The 25,694-nt window shown below is 50.3% G+C and carries 17 protein-coding genes; 5 read left to right on the top strand and 12 right to left on the bottom strand.

The features are described from left to right. Positions 1–23: 23 nt before the first annotated feature. Positions 24–1,277, top strand: coding sequence for a kynureninase (kynU, locus tag H6570_14995; protein MCB9320587.1), 1,254 nt, complete (start codon positions 24–26; stop codon positions 1,275–1,277). 423 nt (positions 1,278–1,700) lie between these two features. After that, entirely contained in the window at positions 1,701–7,787 is a 6,087-nt protein-coding gene (locus H6570_14990; protein MCB9320586.1) for a T9SS type A sorting domain-containing protein, read from the top strand. Between the two features lie 22 nt (positions 7,788–7,809). On the opposite strand, the gene hemL is transcribed toward H6570_14990, so the two are convergent. From hemL to holA, 12 genes are all read right to left on the bottom strand, one after another. After that, the gene (gene hemL / locus H6570_14985; protein ID MCB9320585.1) at positions 7,810–9,099 is read right to left on the bottom strand and encodes a glutamate-1-semialdehyde 2,1-aminomutase; all 1,290 of its coding nucleotides are present in this window, start codon (positions 9,097–9,099) and stop codon (positions 7,810–7,812) included. Then, positions 9,087–10,067 carry a porphobilinogen synthase gene (hemB, locus tag H6570_14980; protein ID MCB9320584.1) on the bottom strand — a complete coding sequence of 327 codons (981 nt, stop codon included), beginning with the start codon at positions 10,065–10,067 and terminating at the stop codon, positions 9,087–9,089. Before hemB ends, hemL begins: the two co-directional genes overlap by 13 nt. Next, entirely contained in the window at positions 10,064–10,747 is a 684-nt protein-coding gene (locus tag H6570_14975) for a uroporphyrinogen-III synthase (GenBank protein MCB9320583.1), read from the bottom strand. Before H6570_14975 ends, hemB begins: the two co-directional genes overlap by 4 nt. After that, entirely contained in the window at positions 10,744–11,628 is an 885-nt protein-coding gene (gene hemC / locus H6570_14970; GenBank protein ID MCB9320582.1) for a hydroxymethylbilane synthase, read from the bottom strand. The genes H6570_14975 and hemC overlap by 4 nt, the downstream gene beginning before the upstream one ends. Continuing rightward, the gene (locus H6570_14965; protein ID MCB9320581.1) at positions 11,610–12,626 is read right to left on the bottom strand and encodes a hypothetical protein; all 1,017 of its coding nucleotides are present in this window, start codon (positions 12,624–12,626) and stop codon (positions 11,610–11,612) included. The genes hemC and H6570_14965 overlap by 19 nt, the downstream gene beginning before the upstream one ends. After that, the gene (locus H6570_14960; protein MCB9320580.1) at positions 12,623–12,949 is read right to left on the bottom strand and encodes a 2Fe-2S iron-sulfur cluster binding domain-containing protein; all 327 of its coding nucleotides are present in this window, start codon (positions 12,947–12,949) and stop codon (positions 12,623–12,625) included. The genes H6570_14965 and H6570_14960 overlap by 4 nt, the downstream gene beginning before the upstream one ends. 11 nt (positions 12,950–12,960) lie before the next feature. Continuing rightward, on the bottom strand, positions 12,961–13,962 hold the full coding sequence (locus H6570_14955) for an NAD(P)/FAD-dependent oxidoreductase (GenBank protein MCB9320579.1): 1,002 nt from the start codon (positions 13,960–13,962) through the stop codon (positions 12,961–12,963). Further along, positions 13,959–14,678 carry a phosphoadenylyl-sulfate reductase gene (locus H6570_14950; GenBank protein ID MCB9320578.1) on the bottom strand — a complete coding sequence of 240 codons (720 nt, stop codon included), beginning with the start codon at positions 14,676–14,678 and terminating at the stop codon, positions 13,959–13,961. Before H6570_14950 ends, H6570_14955 begins: the two co-directional genes overlap by 4 nt. Beyond that, the gene (locus tag H6570_14945; protein ID MCB9320577.1) at positions 14,675–15,256 is read right to left on the bottom strand and encodes a bifunctional precorrin-2 dehydrogenase/sirohydrochlorin ferrochelatase; all 582 of its coding nucleotides are present in this window, start codon (positions 15,254–15,256) and stop codon (positions 14,675–14,677) included. Before H6570_14945 ends, H6570_14950 begins: the two co-directional genes overlap by 4 nt. Beyond that, entirely contained in the window at positions 15,246–15,986 is a 741-nt protein-coding gene (gene cobA / locus H6570_14940; protein MCB9320576.1) for a uroporphyrinogen-III C-methyltransferase, read from the bottom strand. Before cobA ends, H6570_14945 begins: the two co-directional genes overlap by 11 nt. Next, positions 15,983–18,112, bottom strand: a complete 2,130-nt coding sequence (locus tag H6570_14935; GenBank protein ID MCB9320575.1) for a HEPN domain-containing protein — start codon at positions 18,110–18,112, stop codon at positions 15,983–15,985. Before H6570_14935 ends, cobA begins: the two co-directional genes overlap by 4 nt. Positions 18,113–19,867: 1,755 nt before the next feature. After that, a complete protein-coding gene (holA, locus tag H6570_14930; GenBank protein ID MCB9320574.1) occupies positions 19,868–20,908 on the bottom strand; it encodes a DNA polymerase III subunit delta in 1,041 nt (346 codons plus the stop codon). 345 nt (positions 20,909–21,253) lie between these two features. On the opposite strand from holA, the gene H6570_14925 reads away from it, so the two are divergent. From H6570_14925 to H6570_14915, 3 genes are all read left to right on the top strand, one after another. Further along, positions 21,254–23,041 carry a PQQ-dependent sugar dehydrogenase gene (locus H6570_14925; protein ID MCB9320573.1) on the top strand — a complete coding sequence of 596 codons (1,788 nt, stop codon included), beginning with the start codon at positions 21,254–21,256 and terminating at the stop codon, positions 23,039–23,041. 60 nt (positions 23,042–23,101) lie between these two features. Next, on the top strand, positions 23,102–23,932 hold the full coding sequence (locus H6570_14920) for a carbohydrate-binding family 9-like protein (GenBank protein ID MCB9320572.1): 831 nt from the start codon (positions 23,102–23,104) through the stop codon (positions 23,930–23,932). Positions 23,933–24,101: 169 nt separating this feature from the next. Beyond that, positions 24,102–25,643, top strand: coding sequence for an alpha-N-arabinofuranosidase (locus tag H6570_14915; protein ID MCB9320571.1), 1,542 nt, complete (start codon positions 24,102–24,104; stop codon positions 25,641–25,643). The last annotated feature ends 51 nt before the right edge of the window (positions 25,644–25,694 follow it).

Below are 25,694 nucleotides of genomic sequence, written 5' to 3'. Positions count from 1 at the left end.
ATTTATTCATGAAACAACATACCATCAGCTACCGGTCTGACCAGTCATTTGCCGTCCGGATGGATGAGGTAGATGCGTTGCGATCTTTCCGTAGCCGGTTCCGGTTTCCCGTCAATGAAGATGGATCTCCCAGGATCTATTTTTGTGGCAATTCACTGGGATTACAGCCTGTTGAAGCTCAGGCGGCGGTTGACGAGGTGATGGATGCCTGGCACCGGTTGGCGGTGGATGGCCATTTCGCCGGCGATCGCCCCTGGATGCAATACCATCGCGACCTGACTGTGCTGATGGCCCCCATCGTAGGTGCACGGATTTCTGAGGTCACCATCATGAATACGCTGACCACGAATATCCATATGGCGTTTGGCAGCTTTTACCGGCCTTCGGGGAAACGAACGAAGGTGTTGATGGAAGCTGATGCATTTCCATCAGACCGGTATGCCGTCGAGTCCTGGATCCGGTTATTCGGATTGGACCCTGAGCAGGACGTGATCCGGCTTTATACCAACGAACGGGGTTATCTGGCACCTGAGCAGATCCGGGATACGATTTTGGCCGCCGGAGATCGGCTGGCTTTGGTCTGGTTGGGTAATGTAAATTATTACACCGGGCAATATTTGCCGATGGGGGCCATTACCTCCTGGGCGCATTCCGTGGGCGCGCTGGCCGGATTTGACCTCGCCCATGCGGCGGGCAACATTCCCATGACCTTGCATGATGATGATGTTGATTTTGCGACCTGGTGTACTTACAAATATTTGAACGGAGGCCCCGGTAGCATTGCCGGATTTTACGTCCATGAGCGTAATCTTCATTTTCCGCGATTGGCAGGTTGGTGGGGACAACAACGCACAACACGATTTGATATGCGCACGCCTTTTATGCCCGAGCCGGGAGCGGAAGGATGGCAGATCAGCAACCAGCCTATCCTATCGATGGCTCCCCTTACTGCATCACTTGGATTGTTTCAGGAGGCAGGCATGCAGCGGTTACGTACTAAGTCCTTGCATCTGACCGGATATCTGGAATATCTGTTGCAACAATTGGACGCTCCTATGCTGGAAGTGCTTACGCCTGCTCAGCCGGAGGAGCGGGGCTGCCAGCTATCCCTGTACATGCCTGGAATAGCCGCTGAAGTTTACCGGAAACTACTGGATTCCGGTGTGATCCTTGATTTTCGAAAGCCGGATGTGCTTCGGGTAGCGCCGGTGCCGCTCTATAATTCCTACCTCGACGTGTGGCGATTTGTACAATTGTTGTCCACGCATCTGCAGTAATCAGACTTCATTTATATATCCGATCCAGATATGTAAATATTCCTCGATCAGGGTATTGCATGGAAATCCTGACAGAAAGGAGGTCATTTCATTTAGCGGAATGAATATTACAGCATTCGCGACTGAATGAGTGAGGATACTGCTTACACATATTAAGATTAATTATAATATTAATTAATGTGTGATTTTTACCACCTCAAAATTTACATATTACATATTTTGATAATTAGTTTTGTCTTGATAACCTATTGGTTATACTATTCGCTGGGAATATTTTAGAACCTTCCGGATCTCTGTCCCGAGATCACTTTAGCTTTTCATTTTTTAGAATGTCAGCTTTATGCTGACTATGTAAGATCTCCCATTCACAGTAACGGTTTACCCTCCGGTGCTTTTTCCGGATAACATCCAAATGTAACCATTATGAAATCTGCCAAGGTTCTGAAAACACTATCTTTCTTCACGGTATTCATCACCTCGCTGGTGAGCGGAAGCCAACTGCTGGCTCAATGTGAAACGGAAGTCGATGGCGTATTGTATTACTGTCGTCCGGAAAATCCCGACTCATTTTTTGTTGGATTTCACATCAAGGGAGACCCTGGCACCTACAATGTGATAGACCGCTATGGGAATGTGCCGGACAATCAGGGTATACGGGTCAGTGACATATCCACAGAGACTGAACCGGCCAGTTATTCCATCATGCCCGTTCAGCTCACCGTCAGCGAACCTAATGAATACTGGTACTTCGGGCCTTTCGAAAATGGGAGCATCTTCGACATCGTAGTGATCGAGACCAGCAACATGTGTGATACCATTCCGGTTGACTTTGGTACCTATACCTGTGAAGGGCAACGTTTTACCGGTTGCGAGAACCCGGACAGTACGGCGGTGCCTTATTACCACATCATTTTTACCCATAGTCATCTCGACAGTTGTCTGATCATTGCCCGGGAACGCGGTCTGGGATGTGGCAATTGTACCGGCGGGATGGGAAATACGACCAATAAGCGCTGCTTTGAGTTCAAGATCGAAGTCGGAATGGAAAACATTGGTGTACAGGTTAAGGATGTAGGCCCCGGAGCCACCGCCGGCGAACTTTACTGGGCGTTTAATTTTGATGAAAACACCTGTGACTCTTTACGGGAAAGCAACCCGGGAGGCATGAATAATTCGGTTGTTTGTACCTATGACAATCCGGTGGTGTATATGTTGTCCTGTAAACAGGGGCAAAATGCGACCTCTATTAGTCTGATGGATATACCCAGTGTCAATGCGCATAACCTGATATTGGAGCAGCCATGTGACTCACTGCTGGTGGTCAGTGGTGCCGATATGGTCAGCTGGAGTAGCCCGGATGATCCGAATTTGGATAATTTATGGAATTGCTCCGTGGACAGTCTCACCTGCTCGTTTTTGTACAACGCCGGTGTTTTTGGAAATGTAATGTCCTGTGCCGGTGACACATTCATGTATATTGCAGCTGCCTCTCCCTTGGATATGGTTTGCCTGGCCCCGGATACGATCATCTACGATACAGCCTATGTTGTTGTATTTCCAATCTACGATGTATCCATATCAAAAAATTGCATCGATGCCGACTCGGTTCAGTTAAATGCGGTAGTGAATAGCGTGGCCATCGGTTGCGATTATAAATACCTGTGGTCCAATGGGGATACCACCGGGAGCATCCGCGTATTGGCCGACCGAAGTGACTATTCTGTAACGGTGGTACGGTCTCAGTTTACGGATGTAGTAGATCCCTGTTTCATGGCAACCGCCAGCGATAGCGCTTATTTTGAAATGCAGGTCGTCTGCGATCTGATGCCGGTTTCAGTGCAGTGCATGGGTGATATCCCCGATACTTCCTATACGGGTATTGGTGTTGTGACTTGTGGCATGATTGACACGATGGTAGTGGAAGAGAACAATGGAGGATCGGGTTGTGCTTCAGATCCTTTGATCATTCAGCGCCATTTTATCTTCAATGATGGTATCAATACCGATACCTGCACGCAGGTCATCACGGTGGCGGATAATCTTCCACCTACCTTCACCGCGCCACGCGATACTGTGATCCGTTGCGAGCTGGATTCACTGCCATCCAGGACCGGGATGGTTACCGACACGGCGGATCTGTGCAGCAGCGGAATTCAATTGTCGTACCGCGATGAAGTGGTGCCCGGAGTTTGTCCGGCCATCGATACTATTTACCGCTGGTGGAGAGCTGAAGACCGTTGTCAAAATGCGGACAGCGCTTTACAGGTGATTACCCGGATCGATACGGTTCCTCCGGTAATCCAATGTCCTGACCTGACCTTTGAGGCTTGTGAAATGGTCGAGGCAGACCTGATGGATCTGGATTCATTCCTGCATGCCGGAGGAGTCATCAGCGATAATTGTCATATTGACTCAACGAGTTTTCACGGACGCCTGGAAATTAATGGCAATGACGTGATCCAGACGTATTACATCAGTGATGCATGTGGTCTGACGGATTCCTGTGTGCTACTTGGAATGCGGTTGCAAACGGAGCCACCGGTGGCAGTATGTCACGACACGCTCACCTTTGAAGTGCCTTTATTTGGACCGGTCATCCTTACCGTTGATACGGTTGATAACGGAAGTTACGACGATTGTGGCATCGACACGATGTACCTGAGCAGGTACACGTTTGATTGCGGGAATGTGTTTGATACCACTGTTTATGATCAGGTGGATCTGATCGTGGTAGATCAGGCTGGATTTCGCGATACATGTACCACTATCCTGCGCCTCAACTGCCCCTGCAACCCATACCAACCACTCGTTTGTTTCGATAAAGTTACGGTAGGTATCGGGCCGGAATGCGAAACGACCTTCCCGATCGAATTGTTTGCACGTGGTTATGCCCCCGAATGCCGGCAGGTATTGCTGGGTGAAGTGTTCAACCAGTGGCATCAGAACCTGGGCAATGTCCTGACGGAAGAGTTGCTCAATCAAAAGCTGTATTACCAGGTAACCAATACCCTCACTAAAAACAAGTGCTGGGGCGAACTCCGTGTCGAGCTCAACCCCAATTTGCCGGAATACCTTTTTCCGGATACGACCATCAGTTGCACGGCCCCGTTGCCAGCACTGCCGGCTATCGGACTCAATTGTAGCGTTCAGCCACAGGTAACCATCCTTTCCGAAGAGTATACCTCCTATGACTGTGATGAGGATCCGGAATTGATCGGATTCATTACACGAAGAATACGAATTGAAGATGCCTGGGGGCGTTCTGCTGTTCGAACCCAGCAAATCAATCTGCGAAAAGTGGGACTTTCAGCTATTATCTTTCCAGCAGATACCCTGATCGAGTGCTGCTCCGAGCGGACAGATCCACTTACCCATCAGCTGGTTTCTTCGATTTGGGATTCGCGCTACAGTGAGATAGACCCACAGGGTTATCCCCATCCTTTGCCCAAAACAGATGGGTATGGACGACTTACCGGAGTGGTGATGCCTCCTTATGCGATCGATGGACCGGACACCGTCTACCTTACGAAAGAATCCGGTGGTACGTGCCGGGTATTCACAGATTATACCGATCGCATCATCCCGACCTGTGGCAACAGCTTTAAGATCAGGAGAGAATGGCTTGTCGCCGACTGGTGTGCAGGCAGGGACACCACGGTAGTCCAGTGGATCGAAATTATTGATACCCTGGGGCCGCAAGTCAATCCGGCTTCCCTAACCCCGCTGACTGTTCTGGCGAATCCGCACGACTGTTCAGCTGATGTGTTCATCCGTCGCCCGGTAGTTGTAAAGGAATGTGGGTATCCGGATTTTGCCAACCAGGCGCAGATCGCAGCACAACTCAAGGTTTATTTTGAAATCAATCAGGATGGAGGCTTGGTTGCCTACGGTCAGATAGCTCCGGATGAAGTTGCGGTCAGGTCATTACCGGCTGGATACTATACCATTACCTATCATCTGCGGGATGCCTGCAATAACAAGACGGATGTTGACCAGGCTCTGTCTGTGGTAGATGAATCGGGTCCGGTACCGGTATGCGGTGCAAATTCCCGGGTGACCATGGATGCCAACACCTGCAGCCATCGATTGAATGCCGTTTCACTGGATGACGGTAGTTTCGATAATTGTTGCGGAACACTGCATTTTGCTGTGGCCCGGATGGAAGATCTGAATTACTGGACAGATTATTGGAACAGTCAACTTAAGTCCTGTCTGGGAACTACAACGTATAATACTCAGTATCAGCAGATTCAGGCTGCTATCAGTCAGTGGCTGGATTGTTATGTGTATGCAGAATACGTGGACCTGACGGATTGTGGGGAAGAGATGGTGGTCATGAAAGTCTACCAGGCATGCGGTTTGCCCAATTACGATCCACATGCTTTCGCCGGTGATCGCCACCAGTGGTATTGCTGGAATGTCTACGATGACTATGCCTGTTTCTATAAATTGAATTATCCGGCATTTCTGAATGGTGAGCGGCCTCACCCGGACTTGTGCCACACCTGGGACCTGGAAAATCATCATGGTCTGTGTGAATACACAACAGGAGAAGAAATGCGGTGGGAGGCCATCGCCAGTCAATATCCGGGCTTGCAGCAGGACTTTGAGGACCGGGTACTGATTCCGGTTTCTGCCAATGTCTGTATGGTCAATGTGTTTAAGGATGATAAACAGGCACCGGTTTGTGTACCCCCACAGAATATTACCGTGTATTGCGACCAGACGCCTTGGTCCGGGTCTTTCGACCAGGACGGCGCTTCACGAGTCTTTTCAATGCCTGAAAATACGTCGGCTATTTCCTGTGCTCCTCCTGCAGCTTATCCCTGGGATGGTGGTACCTATGGTTATTACCAGGGCATCCTGGATGGCGATGACTGTATGAGTACATCACCGAAGACGCCGATCTATTGCCAGATGTGGTTATGGTTGGATCGCTATGACACCACCAGTAAGCCACTGGACCTGTTGGTGGTCGTTCCCGATGTGCATGACAATTGTACCCCGGCAAACGAGCTGATCATTTCTTCCCGGGATTCCGGTCGATTGGATGAGTGTGGTACAGGCTCCGTTTCACGTACCTGGACCGTCGCAGACCGCTGCGGCAATTCTACCCAGTGTACACAAACCCTGACGGTGCTGGCACGCAGTGATTTTGAGGTGTTGTTCCCTAAGGATACAACCTATTATTGTGGAAGCTACAGCCATGCAGATCTGGATCCTGAAACAAGCGGCAATCCGGTTTTAAGCGATGATGAATGCGAATTATTGGGTGTCACCCGGATCGATGAAGTGTTGGGTGACTCCACCCAGGGCTGTTTCAGCATCATCCGTCACTGGAAAGTGATTGATTGGTGTACCTATGACCAGACGGTGGATCCAATGGACCGGAATCCCGATGTGATCGTTGACGATCGCTATCTTGCTGGTCCGGATAGGAGTTGTGTGCCCCGCTACCTGAAGGACAATGGCGATGGGAGCATGGAATATGTACAGATCATCCACATTACAGATACGACACCTCCGGTTGTAGAGTGTGTCAGTCCATCGGTCGTTTGCATCGAAGACGATCAGTGTGTTGTAGCACTGGTAAGGGTGTTGCTTGGTGGAGCAGCTGATAATTGCACAGACAAGGATAAAATCCGCTATCAGTACCATGCCGATACGGCCGGTTCTGCTGGCCCGGTACTGAGTGGTACCGGAAATGAATTTGAAGGAGAAATGGTGCTTGATGTACCATATCGTTTTCACCTCATCGCGATAGATATCTGCGGGAACAGCGATTCGTGTGAAACGACAATCACCGTCCGGGACTGCAAAGCTCCAACGGTATTTTGCAACGATGCAATTACAGTTTTGATGGGGCCGGATGGACAACTGAATGTGGACGCATCCAGCTTTGATGCCAACAGCTTCGATAATTGTACGTCGGTTGATGATCTCTTGTTCAGTTTTACACCGGATGGCCTGACACCAGACAAGACATTTACCTGCGCGGATATCCCCAACGGTATAGTCCGGGACACCATGTTGCCGGTTTATGTACTGGATAAATCTGGCAATGTGAGTCAGTGTACGCCTGTTCTGCATCTGGAAGATGGAGCAGGAGACTATTGTCCGGACAATGCCCCACTCGTTGCACCGATGGATGATGAGAGCAAATCTCGGGTTCCGCATGAACGGACTTCCAATGAATCGCTTCCCCGTCAGTATCTGGGGCAAAACGAAGGTCAGATATTGGAAAATAATCCTGTCCTCTTGCAAAACAACCCCAACCCATTTTCCAATACCACCAGGATCGCATTTATCCTGCCCGGCACGATGAATGCGACTATCCGGATATTGGACCTGGCAGGTAAAGAGGTCTATAAGGTGTCCCGTAAATTTGTCGGGGGATTAAATGAGTTGTTTATTGAAGAACACGATTTGCCGGCCATCAATGGTGTATTGTATTACCAGCTGGAGACAGAGTTGGGAGTGATAAATAAGCGGATGGTCCGGGTTCAATAATTCAGATTGGAGATCCAGACCTTCAGGGGTTAAATGTTTCGCAGGCATCCAGCAGGTAGGCCATGTGGTCTTGAGCCAGTGCCTGACTGATAAACCACGATTCATAGGCGCTTGGTGGCAGGTGGACACCAGCTTCCAGAAGGTGATGAAAGAACCGCCGGAAAGTCGGGAGGTCGCTTGATAAAGCAGATGTCAGGTTGGTGACTTTACTATCGGTAAAAAACAGACTGATCATCGATCCAACCCTATTGACCTGAACCGGAATGGAATGTCTGGAAAAAATACCAATTAGGCCTTGCTCAAGCTGCCTTCCCAGGTGTTCAAGTCTGGTGTACAGCTGGGGATTGCTTTTGAGGTGATGCAGTGTTGCAAGTCCTGCCGTCATGGCTAGTGGGTTGCCGGAAAGGGTTCCGGCCTGATAAACAGGGCCGGCTGGTGCCAACAGGTCCATGATGGGTGATTTGCCGGCAAAAGCACCCACGGGAAGGCCGCCGCCGATTATTTTCCCGTAACAAACCAGGTCCGGATCCAGGTGATAAAGACCGCATGCCCCTTCCCAACCAAGTCTGAAACCCGTCATCACTTCATCCACAATAAATAATGCTCCGTTTTCCCGGCATAGGTCCTGGACGTTTTGCAAATACCCGGCCTCCGGAGGGATACAGCCCATATTGCCTGCCACCGGTTCAAGAATGACGCCTGCAATGGATTCCGGATACTGGGTGAACAGCTGCCGCATTCCTTCTATATCGTTGTATTCTGCTACCAGGGTATACCTGGTTGTGGCATCCGGAATACCCGGACTCGATGGTTGCCCCTGGGTAAGGGCGCCACTGCCGGCTTCGACCAGAAATGGGTCTGCGTGGCCGTGATAGCAACCCCGGCATTTAATGAAGAAATTGCGGCTGGTGTATGCCCGTGCCAGACGGATAGCGGACATGCACGCTTCGGTACCTGAATTGACCATGCGGATACGGTCTATCCATGGAATGCCTTCGACGAGTAACCTGGCCATCTCCAGCTCCAGTTCGGTTGGTGTGCCGTAGCTGAAAGAAAGACCTGCCTGAACGCGGACAGCCTCGACCACTGCAGGATAGGCATGGCCAAGGATCATGGGGCCCCAGGAATTGATCATGTCCAGGTACCGGCGGCCTTCCGTATCATACAACCAGGCTCCTTCCGCATGCCGGATGACGATGGGATCACCTCCCACGCCATGAAAAGCCCGCACGGGTGAATTAACACCCCCGGGTATGTACCTGCCGGCTTCCTGAAAATACCGGGCACGGTTGGATTGGATCAGATCAGCCATGGCAGCGCTTGTTCGGCGAAATAGGAAATGATGATGTCCGCTCCGGACCGCTTTATTGCGGTAAGGGTCTCCCTGATGGCTAATGTTTCATTCAACCATCCCTTTTCTGCTGCCGCCTTGATCATGCTGTATTCTCCGGATACCTGATAGGCCGCTACCGGAAGGTTGGTGATCTCCCGCACCCGGCAGATGATGTCAAGATAGGCCAGGGCCGGTTTGATCATCACCATATCAGCTCCTTCGGCTATGTCTGCCAGCGTCTCTTTCACGGCTTCACGTGCATTGCGATAGTCCATCTGATAAGAGGATTTATCCCCGAAGCCAGGAGCGGAGTGCAGGGCATCGCGAAATGGCCCGTAAAAAGCCGATGCGTATTTGGCCGAATAGGCCAGAATGCCTGTATGGTGCTGTCCTGCTTTATCCAGTGCCGTTCGGATGGCTTGTACCCTGCCGTCCATCATGTCCGAGGGTGCGATAAAGTCAGCACCCGCCTGCGCATGGATCACGGCCATTTGGGCAAGTATTTCCACGGTTGGATCATTGACGATCTCCAGACCATTGACCAGGCCGTCGTGGCCGAAACTGGAATAGGGATCCAGAGCCACATCGGTAAATAAAGTACATTCCGGAAATGCCGTTTTGATCTTGGCTATTGTAGCTGGAAAGAGTCCGTCGGCGTCAATGGCACTTGCTCCGGTGTTGTCTTTGTGTTGTTCTTCAATTTTGGCAAAAAGGATAAATCGCGATAATCCCTGTGCCATACATGTCTCAATTCGCTTTAGTAAGGCAGGCGGAGTATACCGGAAATAGCCGGGCATCGAAGGGATATCCTGTTGGGCCGCGCCGTGTCCGGTTACGAAGAGCGGGACCACCAAATCCTGCCGGTGCAGGTGTGTTTCGGCGACCAGATCTCTCAGATTGGCGCTGGTACGCAGACGCCGGTGCCGTATCTGTGGAAATGATGTCATAAAATGAAGTTGCTTTGTTGATAAAGCCTGGCCATGGCTGGCAGATCAGGAATGATACTCGTAAAGATCTTTCGGAAGCCAAGGGATCTGCCTGTGTCCGCAGTCGTTGGTCCTATGCAAAAGAGTGGCAGGTCTGAATACCGGTTCTGGGTTTGGTCTGTAAACGCTTTTAATGTCGCACTGCTGAATGCCCAGATGCTTGTAAAGGTGCTGGTGGTTAGATCCAGAGCCAGCTGACGATGTTCATAGACGACTTCTTCCTGAAGATGAATTCGGTATTGCAAACAATAATTGCGGATCTCGGGACGGCGGACCGCTCCGCAGAAATAGATCCAGGATTTGGCTTTATATCCATATAGCGAGGAAGCCAGAGCAGTAGCACAGTCAAAAGTCTCATTGACTCGAAATCCGTTTTCAGATAGGAGGTGTGCACAACCATGACCGACGCTAAGTATCGGGTGATCGCTTGACGCAGAGGGTAGGTATTTCATTACTGCGGTTACTGCCCGCTTACTGGTAAAGATCCACCCGGTATTTTCCAGAGCTAATAGATTTGTCACCATCTCCGGATGTACACAGGGAAAATATTCGAAAACCGGTGAAAAGATGGCCGGAATCCCAAACTGCCTGATCACCAGGATATCTTCTTCAGTAGCCGCCTTCAGTAATAAAGCATTCATAGCCCGGATTTTAGGACATGATGTTTTGCCTCCAGGCACAGATCGGGAAGGTGGTGGCCTGCTTCAGACACCGGACAGGTAACACTTCGCTGCCAGATCTTCAGGCCTTCCGGAGAGTGGATACTGCCGGTAAATGTTAATAGTCCGTCACTTATGAGAGCCAAAGCGCCAACGGGAGCCTGACAAGCCATTTCAATTTGCTGCATGAAATGTCGCTCCATACCGATGCAGATCCAGGTCTCCGGGTCATTGATACCTTGTACTTTCCGGTAAGATTCGACATCATCTTCACGGCACGTTACCCCAATGACTCCCTGACCGGGAGCAGGGACCATCCATTCCAGGTCAATTGCGCCCTTGGGCAACAGGCCGATGCGGTCCAGGCCGGCTTTGGAGAGGATCAGGCCATCCCATGCGTTGGCAGCAAACTTTTGCAGGCGAACCTCCATGTTTCCCCGGATATCCACAAAACGGCTTAGAGGATAACGAGCTTTCCACTGTGCTTTACGTCGCGAACTACTTGTTGCGATGCAATTCGTGTGTCCGGGATGAAAGGAGGATTTTGTGATCAAAACATCCGCCCAGTGATCGCGTGGTAAGACAGCGGCCAGGATTATACCTTCAGGTAAAATCACGGGCAAGTCTTTAAGCGAGTGAACGGCAAGATCCATATGCCCGTCCAGAACAGCCTGGTCGATGGCTTTGGTGAAAACACCCCGCTCCGGAAAACGATCCAGAGGAGTCAGCTGATCCTGATCGCCCTGCGTTCTTATGGTCTCAGTTAAAGTCTCGAAACCTTGCTGTTGCAGCGCATTTTCCACCTGGCTGGCTTGCCACAAGGCCAGGTGACTTCCACGGGTGCCTATGCGGAGCGGCTGCATGCCATCAAATTTAGTTGCCCGGTGACGCGCTTTCTTTGCTCTTCCCACTCATCCCAGGCTTGCAGATATTCCTGGATGATACGCCGCACCTTAAGCACTTCACCGGAACGGCAACCCAGGGTGATCTTAACACCTGCTGCCAGCCAGTCCAGATGTTGATAACGATCCGAATGTACCTCAGTTTTGAAATTGGCCGGGATCCCCAGATCAAAGATCAATGACTTGCCGTGCGGTATTTCATACTGAGGACGGTCCAGTTGTAAAGCGGAAATTACGGCATCATACCTTGCAAAGTCAGCGTTGTCAGCAGGGAGTAAAACTGCATCTCCTCCGCACTCCGAAGCCATCCGGCGTGCTTTCTCCGGACACCTGGAGGCAATTGCCAGTTCACGGTCCGGCAGGTGATTGTTGATGTACTTTATGCATAGCGTGGCCATTGCTCCGGTACCGAGGACCAGGATCTTTGGAGATTTACCAGCACAGATACGGATCCGCTTGCTGATGGTATACGGAATGGAAGTAGTACCGCTGTTGAAATGGGTTGAATTACGGATCTTCCGGCTGCAGGAAATGGCACTATTGGTGATCTTTTGCCATATTCCGGGTAGTAATTTTGCCTCCCGGGCTTCACTTACGGCTTCCTTCAGCTGGCCCAGGATTTCATTATCTCCGGGCACTCTGGCATCCAGGCCGCAGGCTACTTCATACAGATGATTCAGCATGTCCGGGCCGGAGAGGTGGATCAGGCAGTTCCGGGAGAATTTGGCTTCAGGACAACATTTCTTCCATATCCTGAGTACCTCGTCATAGGTTGTAGCACTGAAGTAGATCTCCGTGCGATTGCAGGTGCTCAGTACAAAACCGGTGAATCCTGATTTTTGGGCCTGCCGGTAGAAAGTTTTACGCTGTTCTCCATGCAGGCTTACGGCACCACGTACCCGGAAGTCGGACCGGTGGTGGTTTAAGCCGATCATCTGATAGTCTTGTATGATGTTCATAGTCCACTTTCAGCTAGTTTAAAAATCAACCCGTCCATGTGATCCCGGATAGCAAGTTGACAACACAGCCTGCTGTTGGACTGAACCAGAAATGCCTGGTCCAGCATATCTTCTTCCGCTTCCCCCGGATTACCCAGGTCATGGTCAGACAATACATAGCCATGGCAGCTGGCACAAAGGGCCATGCCTCCACAGGTGCCGGCTACGGGTAACTCAAATGCTTTGCACAACTCCATGAGGTTCATGCCGATATCGGTGGGCGCCTCCAGGATATGGGAGCGCTCCTCCCGGTCAATGATCGTGATGCGTATTGCAGTGTTCATGTGTTCTTTTGTTATAAGGCTTCGATTCCGTTGACGGTGGTGTATTTAAACTGGAGTTTGCGGTCCGGATGGATGCGCTTAAAGGCGGATTGAACCATCAGTGTTGCCTCGTGAAAGCCGCACAAGATCAACTTGAGTTTTCCGGGGTATGTATTGATGTCGCCAATGGCATAAATACCCGGTACATTGGTTGAATAGTCCAGCGTATTTACCTCAATAGCATTCTTGTCAATCTGCAATCCCCAGTCTCCGATCGGACCAAGTTTCGGTGACAACCCGAACAAGGGCAGGAAATAATCCACCTCGAGCATCCTGAGCGGTTGTCCTTCCTGGTCGATGATGACACCCTGCAATTTGCCATTGCCAGACAATTCGGTGATCTCGGCATTAGTAATGAGGTTTACCTGTCCCTTTGTGGAGAGCGTATTGATTTTTTCGACAGAATCCGGGGCACCCCGGAATCCGGAACGACGATGTACCAGGGTGACTTCGCGGGCGATGCCCGCCAGGTGAATGGTCCAGTCCAGGGCAGAATCACCACCACCGGCTAGCACAACCCGTTTATCACGAAATTTTTCCGGATCGCGGATGATGTAGTCGACACCATGATCTTCAAAGTGTTCAAGCCGGTCCAGTGGTGGTTTACGTGGCTCGAAGCTGCCGAGACCGCCGGCGATCGCTACCACCGGGGCCTTGATCCGGGTACCCTTATTGGTCGTAAGGATAAAATGATCCTGGGAGTCTTCCAGTGTTTCGGCACGTTCACCCAGGGTGAAGCCTGGTTTGAAAGGCGCTATCTGTTCGAGAAGATTGTCAATCAGCTCACCGGCAAGGATGCTGGGGTAGCCTGGAATATCGTATATCGGCTTTTTGGGATATATCTCCGTACACTGGCCACCAGGTGCGGGCAATACATCGACCAGATGGCACCTTAACTTCAGCAACCCTGCTTCGAAGACAATAAACAATCCACAGGGGCCGGCACCAATGATCAGGATGTCGGTCTCTATCATGCTTGTTCGTGTTTGGTGAAATATTTCAGGTGCAACCCGCATTCGGTTTTGGTTTTCCCTGACCAGCGACCTTCCCTGCCTTTTCCGGGTTTCGTACAATGCATACACCCGATGGATTCATAGCCAAGATAGAACAAGGGGTGGATGGGCAGATCCAGGTCATCAAGTGTGGTATTAAAAGTGGTCTCAGATACATGGAGCAGTGGGTGGTATTTGAGGATATCGCCCTGTTGTTCAAAGAGCCTCAGATTGGCACGGTATTCATTTTGGTAGGCCATCAGGCTGCTGACCCATACTTTATGCCGCTCGATGTAAGGCTGGAGTGGGGCTATTTTATTGATGGTGCAGCACATCTTGGGATGCTCGATCCACCAGGACTCTTCTTTCGTCAGGGCATGTTCTTCCGGATGCGGATCGATCGTCACGATATTTAAGCCCAGTCTCCGGATCAGGCTGTCCCGGTATGAAATTGTTTCGGTAAAATGGAATCCCGTATCGATGAAATACACCGGATGACCCGGAGCAACCTGATTCAGCAGATAAAGGAGGTAAATGGATTTGGTGCCGAATGAGGTGGTGATCAGGATGTCTTCTGCAGCATAGGTTTTGAACAGGCGCTGCAGTCCGAGCACCGGTTCCAGCCCATCGAAGGATTGATTCAATCCATCCACAGTCAATGGGGGATTTCCGTTGATGCTTTGTGCCGATGACTTCATCTTAGTAATGCTTTGGTTAATTGATTGAGGTTGTGGACTTTTTCATGAAAGTCACACGTCAGTGAGTTGCGATAATGGTGGAGGTGCAATGTGAGTTCATCTATTTCCTCCGGCAGGAGATCCTCGAGGTATTCACGCATCCGCTTGGCCAGGGTAGGGGATTTGCCATTGGTTGAAATACCCACTTTAAGATTGCCTCGCGTGACAATAGATCCCAGGTAGAAATCACATTTCCCGGGGTCGTCTGCTACATTGACCAATACCCGGTGGGCATGACAGGCTTCCATGATTTCCCCATTGGTTGTTTCATCGCTGGTAGCTGCTATTACCAGGTGGAATCCCTGGACATCGGTTGGTTCGAAAGATTTCCGGATCCTCCGGACATACAGTGCTCCTGCTTCCCGGATCAGGTCATCGATCTCATCGGAAAAAGTCTCGCTGAGAATGGTAACCAGGGCCTGTGGACTACTTTTAAGCAGGAAATGCAGTTTTTCAGTCCCGACTCCTCCGCCTCCAACGATCAGGATCTGGAGTTCTTCCGCTTTCAGGAAAATGGGAAATAAGGTATTAGCTTCCATAGACCGTTTGGTTTTGTAATAGTTGAACTACGTCCCCGATGATGATAATGGCTGGCGCCTTTGCCCGTGCGGAATGGGCAAGCTGTACAATGTTGTCGAGGGTACCGGCAATGGTCCGTTGATCGCTGCTTGATCCTTTTTCAAGAATGGCGATACTCAGTGACCCGGAGAAATGCTGCCGGTAGATCTCTACAATCTCTTTTAGCTTGCCCAATCCCATCAGAATTATTTTCGTGCCTGGCAGTGCAGTGGACTTCCGGAGATCTTCACTCAGCAGGCCGTTATTGGTCGATGCGGTGATGACCTGGAAACTGCGGCTGACCTCCCGGTGCGTTATGGGTATGCCTGCCAGGGCCGGAACGCTCGTTGCGCTGGTAACACCTGGAATTACGGTGACCGTCAATCCCAGTGTCCGGGCAAATTCGATTTCTTCGTATCCCCGTCCGAAAACAAAAGGATCACCGCCTTTCAGTCGAACAATATGGTTATGATCAGGTGCCAGTTCCACAATCCGGGCATGAATAGCCTCTTGTGTCCAGGAGGGTTGCCCGGCGCGTTTGCCGACGCACTCCAGCAATGCCTGGGGACGTGCGTGTTTCAGGGTTACCGGATCCACCAATGCATCATACAGGATGACATCCGCTTCCGCTATGGCTTGATAGCCTTTGAGGGTAATCAGGCCCGGGTCTCCGGGACCGGCTCCGACTAAAGTAAATCGTGAGGCGCTCATGCTTTATAGTGTTCGGTAATGACCAGATGGTCTTTGTTACCCTTCAATTGTTTCTGCCGGAGCGTGCAGGCGTCGTGGAGAAATGCTCTGGCTGTCTCATATTGGCGAATAGCAAAAGTTTCCGAGGGCTCTTCATTGGAGATAGCACCTGCCAGGTCCGTAAAATTTCCGTATTCGGCGAAGGGTGATTCGGAACCATAATGGGTCTGGAAGTCCTCAATGATACCGGCATGGGTGTTGCAATGGATATCTTTGGCGAGTAGCAGGGCTTTCGCCGTGATGACCAGCGCGTTGTAGGAGTAGTAGATGGCTCCGGCCCAATATTCTTCTTCCAGTGCTTCGGAAGCTTTAAGCAGTCGTTGCTCCGCGTCTCCGAAGATGGAGCCGATCACATCCAGAGCCGCCCCCGCACATTCTCCGACACCAATGGCCTGCACGTATTCGGCAGGTTGCCCCCAATCGCGAAATTCCTCTTCGGAGAGATCGTCCGTATCGGCAAGTTCCTTGAGCAGGTGATAAAAATGTTTCTTTCCGGTGCGGTAATAATAATGATTGAAGGATTCCTTTTCTTCCCGGTGGCTCGTATAATCTCCGAGTATCAGGTCAAATGCCCGGAGGATACGTTTCGTGGGTAATTTGATGACCTTCTCACCGATGAAAGCATCTCCGTCGGGATCCAGTCCACCACCTAAGACCAATTGCATGGCGGGGACGATTCGATCATTGACCTTTATCGAACTCCCGTGGAGGCCGATCTGTGCAGCCATATGCTGACCGCATGAATTCATGCATCCGCTGATCTTGATCTGGATGTCTTTGTTTTCAGCGAGCTGTGGATGCTTTTGGGCCAGATACGATTCAATCTCATGGCTTACAGCCGTGCTGTTGGTCACCCCAAGATTGCAGGTGTCTGTTCCCGGGCAAGCCGTTATATCCAGGATGGTGTTAAATCCGGGATCGGCCAGATCAATAGACTTTAACGCCTGGTAGAGGTGGGGCAGTGCGTTCGGGTGTACTTCCCGTAATAACAATCCCTGCTGCACGGTAATGCGGATGTCATCTGCGGCATGATCTGGGATCAGGTCAGCCAGTGCCAGGGCTTTGCCGGAGGGCAGGTCACCCAGACGGATCTTGATTCCCACGGCTTTGCGATCGCTGTTTTTTTGATCATAGACATTGGTCCGCAACCACAGATTGTAATCCGGTTCAGCGATGGTTCCGGATGGGTTATTCTCTTCCCAAGCAGGCCCTTTTGCCGCAGTCCAGCTCTCGGAATCAACAGGAATGACCTGAGGACTTACAGCAATCATTTCCTGGCGTACCAGGTCCAGGAATGCATCTTTGCCCAGCTTTTGGACCAGGTATTTCATTCTTGCTTTGTAGCGCTTTTCCCTTTCTCCGAGGCGGTCAAATACCCGGACTGCTGCTTCGGTAAATGCTAAGATTTGATCTGCTGGTAAAAAATCAAAAGCCGTCTCTGCAACGATGGATTGAGCTCCCAGTCCACCGCCGATGACTACTTTGAAACCCCGCTTTCCATCACGGATCAAAGGGATAAATCCAAAATCATGGAAATAGGAATAAGCGGTGTCACGGACGCTGGAAGAGAAGGCCATTTTGACCTTCCGGCCCATCTCCTGGCAGACTGGGTTGCGAAGAAAATGGTGGTACGTTGCCATGGCGTAGGGGCCGACATCAAAAGGCTCTTCCGGATCGATGCCTGCGAAAGGGGAGGCCGTTATGTTGCGTACTGTATTGCCACATGCTTCCCGCGCATTGACGCCAACAGAGGCCAGCGCTTCCCAGATGGCCGGTGTATTTTCCAGTTTGACATAGTGAAACTGGATGTTTTGACGGGTCGTTAGATGCAGGTTCCCGGTAGCATAGTTGTTGGACAGGATGGCCATCATCCTCAGTTGCGCGACGGTGATCCGACCCAGGGGTAATTTGGTCCGGAACATATGAACACCCTGCTGACGCTGGCCATAGACTCCACGGGTCAACCGGAAATGTTTGAATCGCTCTTCTTCAATGGTTCCTCTTTGATAGGCACTTATCCGCTCGGCCAGTTCAGTGGCATCGGAAAGATCGGCCTGCAGCGCTTGATTTTTTGTGGAGGTATTCACAGTGTTCGGATTAAGGGTTTAAAATAACCGGATGCAGACCAGGGTCGGCATCCGGCTCGAATGAGGAATTAGGAGAGGGTGTACTCATAACCAGGTTTGAGGTTTGAGAACCGGGTAGCTTTTGTTGATAAACAGATGTAGAATAGTTATATGGATCACCTTTCATATGTTCATACTTGGCTAAAAATCAAAAAGTCCTTCAGAAATTATTCGGAAGGACTTTTTGGTTTATCATTTACACCAATCAAGGATATCATCAGTACCTCGCCGAATGCAGCCGATGCATGCTACAGCAACAACACATTCCGTTGGAACCGGTAATCTGGATGATGTATGTCATTTGTTTATTCATGATGGATCAAAGATATATCCGTATTATGAATATGGCAATGTAATGGCTAAAATATTTTATGAAATAAAAATAAATTACATTTTGTTAAGTAAATGATACCAAAACATCGATTTGATTGAATTTATTCCATGAATATTTGGACATATATTGGATCGTTTTTTGAATTTTTAGGATGCTTTGAGGGGAATGGTCCGGATTGATTCATGCTTCCAAAATGGAAAGCGGACGAATCAGAATAGTACGGGATCCGTGACCGAGTGTGGCAGAAGTCCGGGTATGGCAGGATCAGTGGATTGATTCTTCTGAAATAGCAGAGAATCCTTATCTTTTTGCCCGTTTTGAAAGTAACTTTCCAATACCAGGGGTGAATGAAATAGCAGTATCAAGGCACCTGTTTATTGGACAGCTCGCGAAAATAATCAGTCGGTTAACTCCGAAAAAAGAGATGACCGATGAAGAGATCCCTGCATCGCCGCCTGGCGTGGATTGAAATGATCTCCGCAAATACCGGCGTGCTTGTGATACCAGGGGCTCCTGTGTCATTGATGCAGGAGCTTTCTTTTTTCAGTTTATGAGTTTATGAGTTGAATAGTTAATGAGTATCCCGGTCAACCTATTTCAGGCATGAATGCCTATCCCGCACCCCACTTCCTTGTTAATGAGTTGATCAGCAAATGAGTTAATGTGTATGAAATACGGATTGTAGAATTGCAAATCCATGCCCCTTGCTCCATGCCCCGTGCTCCATGCCCCTTGCTCCATGCCCACACCTCGCAGCCCACACCCCACTTCCTTGTTAATGAGTTGATCAGCAGATGAGTTAATGTTTATGATATACGGAGTGTAGAATTGAATATCCATGCTCCATGCCCCACACCTCGCAGCCCACACCCCACTTCCCTGTTAATGAGTTGATCAGCAGATGAGTTAATGTTTATGATATACGGAGTGTAGAATTGAATATCCATGCTCCATGCTCCAAGCTCCATGCTCCATGCTCCATCCCCACACCTCGTACCCCGCACCCCAATTCCTTGTTAATGAGTTGATCAGCAGATGAGTTAATGTGTATGAAATACGGAGTGTAGAATTGCAAATCCATGCCCCATGCCCCATGCTCCATGCTCCATGCTCCATGCCCCATGCCCCAAGCTCCATGCTCCATGCCCCATGCTCCATGCCCCATGCTCTATGCTCCATGCTCTATGCTCCATGCTCCATGCTCCATGCCCCATGCTCTATGCTCCATGCTCCATGCTCCATGCCCACACCTCGTACCCCACACCTCGCACCCCGCACCCCACTTCCTTGTTAATGAGTTGATCAGCAGATGAGTTAATGTGTATGAAATACGGAGTGTAGAATTGCAAATCCTTGCCCCATGCTCCATGCCCCATGCCCCCTCACACCTCCTGCCGTACCGCGTTCCAAACCGATGGATTCAACAGGAAGTAAGCCATTTCCTTCATCAGCTCTTCCTGGGTTGTATGGAAGTTATCCACGCCCTTGGCACGCATATCGTACTGCTCGAGGATCTGAATGGCCAGGCCGATTTCACGTAAGGTATAGTTGCGGGCTGCTGTCCGGTAATCGCGGAGGAAAAAGGGAGAACGCATGCCCAGTAAGGCCATCACTTCTTTCTCCGGCAACCGCTGATTTTCGGCATAGAGGTATAATTTGGTATACCAGGAGGCGAGAATGGCAATTACCATGACCAGCGGATTTTCTTTGCTATTCTGGGTAAAGAAATGAATGATGTCCATGGTGCCCTGAAAATTGCGGTCACCCAGGGTCCGCTGGAGTTCAAAAGGATTGTATTCCTTGCTGATCCCAATGTTGTCCTCAATGACTTTGGTAGTAATGGGTGTCCCGGGCTGCAGATCAATGAACAGTTTTTCCAGTTCGTTGCTGATCTTGCCCAGGTCATTACCCAGATGATCAACCAGCACCTGCAGTGCATCCGGGGCTATCTGGTACCCGCGGCTTTGGATCATTTCTTCAGTCCAGGCTGGTATCTGATTGTCATAAAGCCGTTTGGATTCAAATAAGACGGCTTGCTTGTCAGCGGCTTTGGTAAATGCAGAGCGCCCATCCAGTTTTTTGTGTTTGTGGGCGATGACCAGCACGCTGGAAGTAAAAGGTTTTTGGATGTACGGGGTTAAGTCCGCAAGCGACTTCATCAGTTGCGCTTCCTTAAGGATGACAACCTGGCGCTGGGCCATCATAGGTACCCGGCTGACGCTGTCCAGGACACCACGGGCTTCGGTGTCTTTTCCGTAAAGGATGGTTTCATTGAAGGCCTTCTCGTGCTCCTCCAGCGCATGTTGTTGAATGTACTGGACAATTTGATCAATGAAATAGGACTCCTCTCCATGCAATACATAGACTGGTGCATATTTCCCCGCATGCAGGTCCTTCATGATCGATTGATAGGTTGACGCCATTCGTATTTTAAGTTGGGCCTAAAGATAACAAGGATTATCGGCTCTGCCGGAGTTCCGGCCTTGGGTTGACTGTTCGGCAAGTAAGGAATCTCCGGACGACATTAAATGGATTTGAATGGCACGATTTAATCCTGTCCATCACCACATTCGGTTTGCCAGGATAATCCGGTCAGTTTTGATTGCTGTTGGGCTTATTATAATCAGGAGTGCGGGGATTTTCGTGTGCGCAAACAGTGAGGTAATTTGTATATTGGTCAGGCAACAAATAATTGCATAGACTGTACGATGAGAAGACAATATCAGATGTTGAATTGGTCTGATGCCAATCAATGTTTCCGTCATTCAATGATATACCGGATATTATTTTTGGCAGGACTTGTGATGCTGGCCAGCGCCTTCTGGCAGTGCAGTCAGGGTGACCATGAGGTAATTCCGGATCCGGATGATGGTGGGTTGGCCCTGCCGGACGGCTTCCGGGCTCTGGTGGTTCATCCGGGGGTAGGACGTGCACGACATCTGGCCGTCACGGAGCATGGGGACATCTATATTAAACTCAGAGTACCCGATCCCAAAGGAATTGTCGCATTGCGTGATCTTAACCATGACGGAAGAGCCGACTCGATGGCGGTTTTCGGCGACTATGAAGATACCGGCAATTATGGTACAGCCATGCGGATCCATAACGGATACATTTATTTCACCACCGCCGGGGAACTCTATCGTCAGAAGTTAACACCGGATGCCCTGGTTCCAACCACTCCGGTGGAAACCATCATGATCGATGACTACAAGAATGCATTCCAGGGCTTTGAACACATCGCCAAGCCCATCGCCTTTGATGAAGAAGGACATGTATTTGTGCCTTTCGGAGCGCCGGGAGATATCTGTCAATTGGAAAACCGTAAACCGGGTACTCGGGGTCAGGAACCTTGTCCGCAGTTGGAAACGCATGGTGGTGTTTGGCGTTTTGATGAAAATAAACTCAATCAGGTACAATCCGACGGCTACCGTTACGCTACTGGCATCAGAAGTTTTGTCGCCATGGCCTGGAATCCTCAGGACCATAAGCTTTACGGTGTTCAGCATGGTCGCGATGACCTGTACCGGTCCTGGCCTGAATTGTTTTCAACCTGGCAGAGTGCCGTTCTGCCGTCGGAAGAATTTATCCGCGTCAATGAAGGAAGCGATCATGGATGGCCCTACTATTATTACGATTGGATAACCGGGAAGAAGTTGCTTAATCCGGAATACGGAGGTGATGGTAAATTGGAAGGGGATGGCGCAAAGTACGAGCAGCCCTTGATCGGATTTCCCGGGCACTGGGCACCCAATGACCTGCTATTTTATCAGGGTGACCAGTTTCCGGAACATTATAAGCAGGGTGCGTTTATTGCCTGGCATGGTTCCACCATCCGGTCTCCTTATCCGCAGGCTGGTTATTTTATCGGTTTTGTACCATTCAGAGATGGTCAGCCTTCAGGGCCATGGGAGGTGTTCGCGGATGGTTTTTCGAAAGTAGATACGATTATCAATACCAGTGATGCCGGCTTCCGGCCCATGGGACTGGCTGAAGGTCCTGATGGTTCGCTGTACATCAGTGAGAGTGAAGAGGGGCGCATCTGGCGGGTGATCTTCCAGGGTGACCGTGATCATTTCGGTCCGGAACAACTGGCTTCCATAGAAGCGCACAAACAGCGCCCGAATATCAAACATCCCGATCCGGTCGAAGACAACCTGGATCGTTTCCGGGCAAGCATTGGCCAGCGGTTGTATACGACTTATTGCGGTGCGTGTCACCAGGCTGATGGCAAAGGGGACGGTACCCGGTTTCCACCTCTCCTCAACTCGGAATATGTTTCCGGAGACATGAAAGAACTGGTGCGCATCATTCTGAAAGGAATGGAAGGGCCGATGACCGTTGACGGGCAGGGATTTAATGGTGCCATGCCAGCCAACGACTTTCTTACCGATGACGAGCTTGCGCTGATCATCACCTACATACGCAGGGAATTTGGGAATGGAGCCAACAGCCTCCAGGCCTATGATGCGCGCGGGTACCGTAACCGTATCCGCAGGGAAGACCGGGCAGTGGAGGAAGTCAAAGAACCATCATCTTCGGAAACCAAACAGTAAAGTAGACAACCGGTGGAACTATCAAAATTGATTCTGCACCTGAAAAACTTTAGGCGAAACATGAGCCGAAATGGAGGCCCCTCGGCTCCGCTCCGGGATGACAATAGTTATTCACTTTCAGCAGTACGTTCAAAGTTCATAGCTACGGTCTTAGCGGGCTTTCTGACCTTCATCATGTATGGTACGGGAATGGCACAAAATGCCCCGGTATTAACACCGGTACACACCAAGGCCGTGTATCCGGTTTATCGTGCAACACAATTGCCGGCACTGCAAGCGGATTGGGCGGATCCGGCTTGGGAACACATCCCGCCGTTGGTCATCACCTTCCCCATGGGCGAGCCACCTCATTTTGTACCGCATGCCCTGGCACGTGTCTTATACGATGACGATTTCCTGTACGTGCAATTTCGGGTGGAAGACCGTTATGTACGCAGCGTGGTACAGCATGTGAATGGACCGGTATCCGGGGATGCCTGCGTCGAGTTTTTCTTTTGTCCGGACACCTCGAAGCCCGATACCTACTTTAATATGGAAGTGAATGCAGGAGGTACGCCTTTGCTCTTTTGCGTGACCTATCCCTGGAAGAGCAAGGTAGAACTCGACAGCGCTGAAATACGCTCCATTCCATTGGCACATACCATGCCCGAGGTCATCGAGCCGGAGATCACTGATCCTGTCACCTGGGGCATTGAGTATAAAATACCATTTGCTCTTTTGGAAAAGTACACCCCGGTGGTTCGGCCAGCTCCTGGCGTGGTTTGGAATGCCAATTTTTATAAGACAGCCAATAAGAACTCGAATCCGCATTACCTGACCTGGTCCTATGTGGATTTTCCCCGGCCCAATTTTCATCTGCCCAATTACTTTGGCCGGCTGGAATTCAAATGAAATGAAGACCAGTGGCTGGAAGGCTGAACCAGTTCCTATTTTACAATAACCTTGGTCACTGAGTCCAACCGGACACGAAACCACAAATGCAGACAGTGACAATTCAAAACCTGATCACAAAGTGTAATTATCACACTTTATGTATCTTACTGGGCTCAAATCCAAATCCATGAAGTACCTAACCTCCATTATCTCTGCCTTCTGTCTGTTTGTCGGGCAGGCCATTGCTCAGACGACCATCACCCTGCATGCCGATGAAGGTGAATACACCATCAGCCGCCACATCTACGGGCATTTTTCGGAACACCTGGGGCATTGCATCTACGGTGGATTTTATGTCGGTGAAGGCAACAAAATGATACCCAACCAACGGGGTATCCGCACCGACGTAGTTAATGCTCTCAAGGAACTGGAGATACCCAATCTGCGCTGGCCAGGCGGCTGTTTTGCAGATACCTACCATTGGAAAGACGGCATTGGGCCAAAGTCCGACCGGCCTAAGATCGTAAATACCTGGTGGGGTGGGGTGACCGAAGATAACAGCTTCGGGACTCATGAATTTCTGGACCTGTGCGAACAGCTGGGTACCGAACCCTTCATCAGTGGCAACGTGGGATCCGGTACGGTGCAGGAGTTGTCGGATTGGGTGCAATACATCAATTTCGATGGTGAAAGCCCGATGTCTGAACTCCGCAAAACGAACGGCCGCACGGAGCCCTGGAAAGTTAAGTTTTGGGGTGTCGGAAATGAGGCGTGGGGTTGCGGCGGTAATATGCGTGTTGAGCATTACGTGGACGTGTATCGCAAATATGCCACGTTTATGAATGCACGCTGGGGCGACGAGCGGATCTTCCGGATCGCCTCGGGACCTTCGGATGACAATTACCACTGGACAGAGGTACTCATGCGGGACATCCCCCATCAGCTGATGCAGGGGATTGGAATGCATCACTACTCGGTCATCAACTGGAATAAAAAAAGCTCTGCAACTGAATTTTCTGAGGATGAATATGCCATCACCATTCAGAAAGCGTACGATATGGACCGGATCATCCGGGGGCACAGCGCTGTGATGGATCGGTACGACCCGGAAAAGCAGGTGGCACTGGTAGTTGACGAGTGGGGTGGCTGGTACGATGTGGAGCCCGGTACCAATCCAGGATTTCTCTTTCAGCAAAACACCATGCGTGATGCCATGATCGCTGGCATGACCCTGAATATCTTTAACAATCATGCCGATCGTGTTCGGATGGCGAATCTGGCACAGACGGTCAATGTGCTGCAGGCCGTCGTTTTAACGGATGGCGAAAAAATGCTGCTGACCCCGACATATCATGTGATGGATATGTACAAGGCGCATCACGATGCCACTTTGATCCCGGCCAATATCCACACGGTTGACTACACCATGGATGGGAAATCCATTCCGGCAGTGTCGGTTTCTGCTTCTAAAAAACAGGATGGCGTGCTGACCATCAGCCTGGTCAATGTGGATTCCGAGTCCGCGCAACCGGTGGCGATCGATGTCCGTGGCATGCAGGCTAAGAGCATCGCGGGGCAAATCCTCAAAGCGGATAAATTACAGGCACACAATACATTTGATCACCCGGATATGGTTCATCCTGAGGGATTTACCGGTGCAAAGTTGGATGGGGACCACATTACATTGACGATGCCGCCGTTCTCGGTAATTGTGTTGACGGTACATTAATCAATAAGAGCAAGTGTTTGGGAAGATGGGGGAGCCATTCTGATTTTTTGT

It is taken from the genome of Lewinellaceae bacterium (assembly GCA_020636135.1).
In the GTDB taxonomy this organism is placed as follows: domain Bacteria; phylum Bacteroidota; class Bacteroidia; order Chitinophagales; family Saprospiraceae; genus JAGQXC01.
This window is presented reverse-complemented; position numbering and strand designations above follow the sequence as displayed.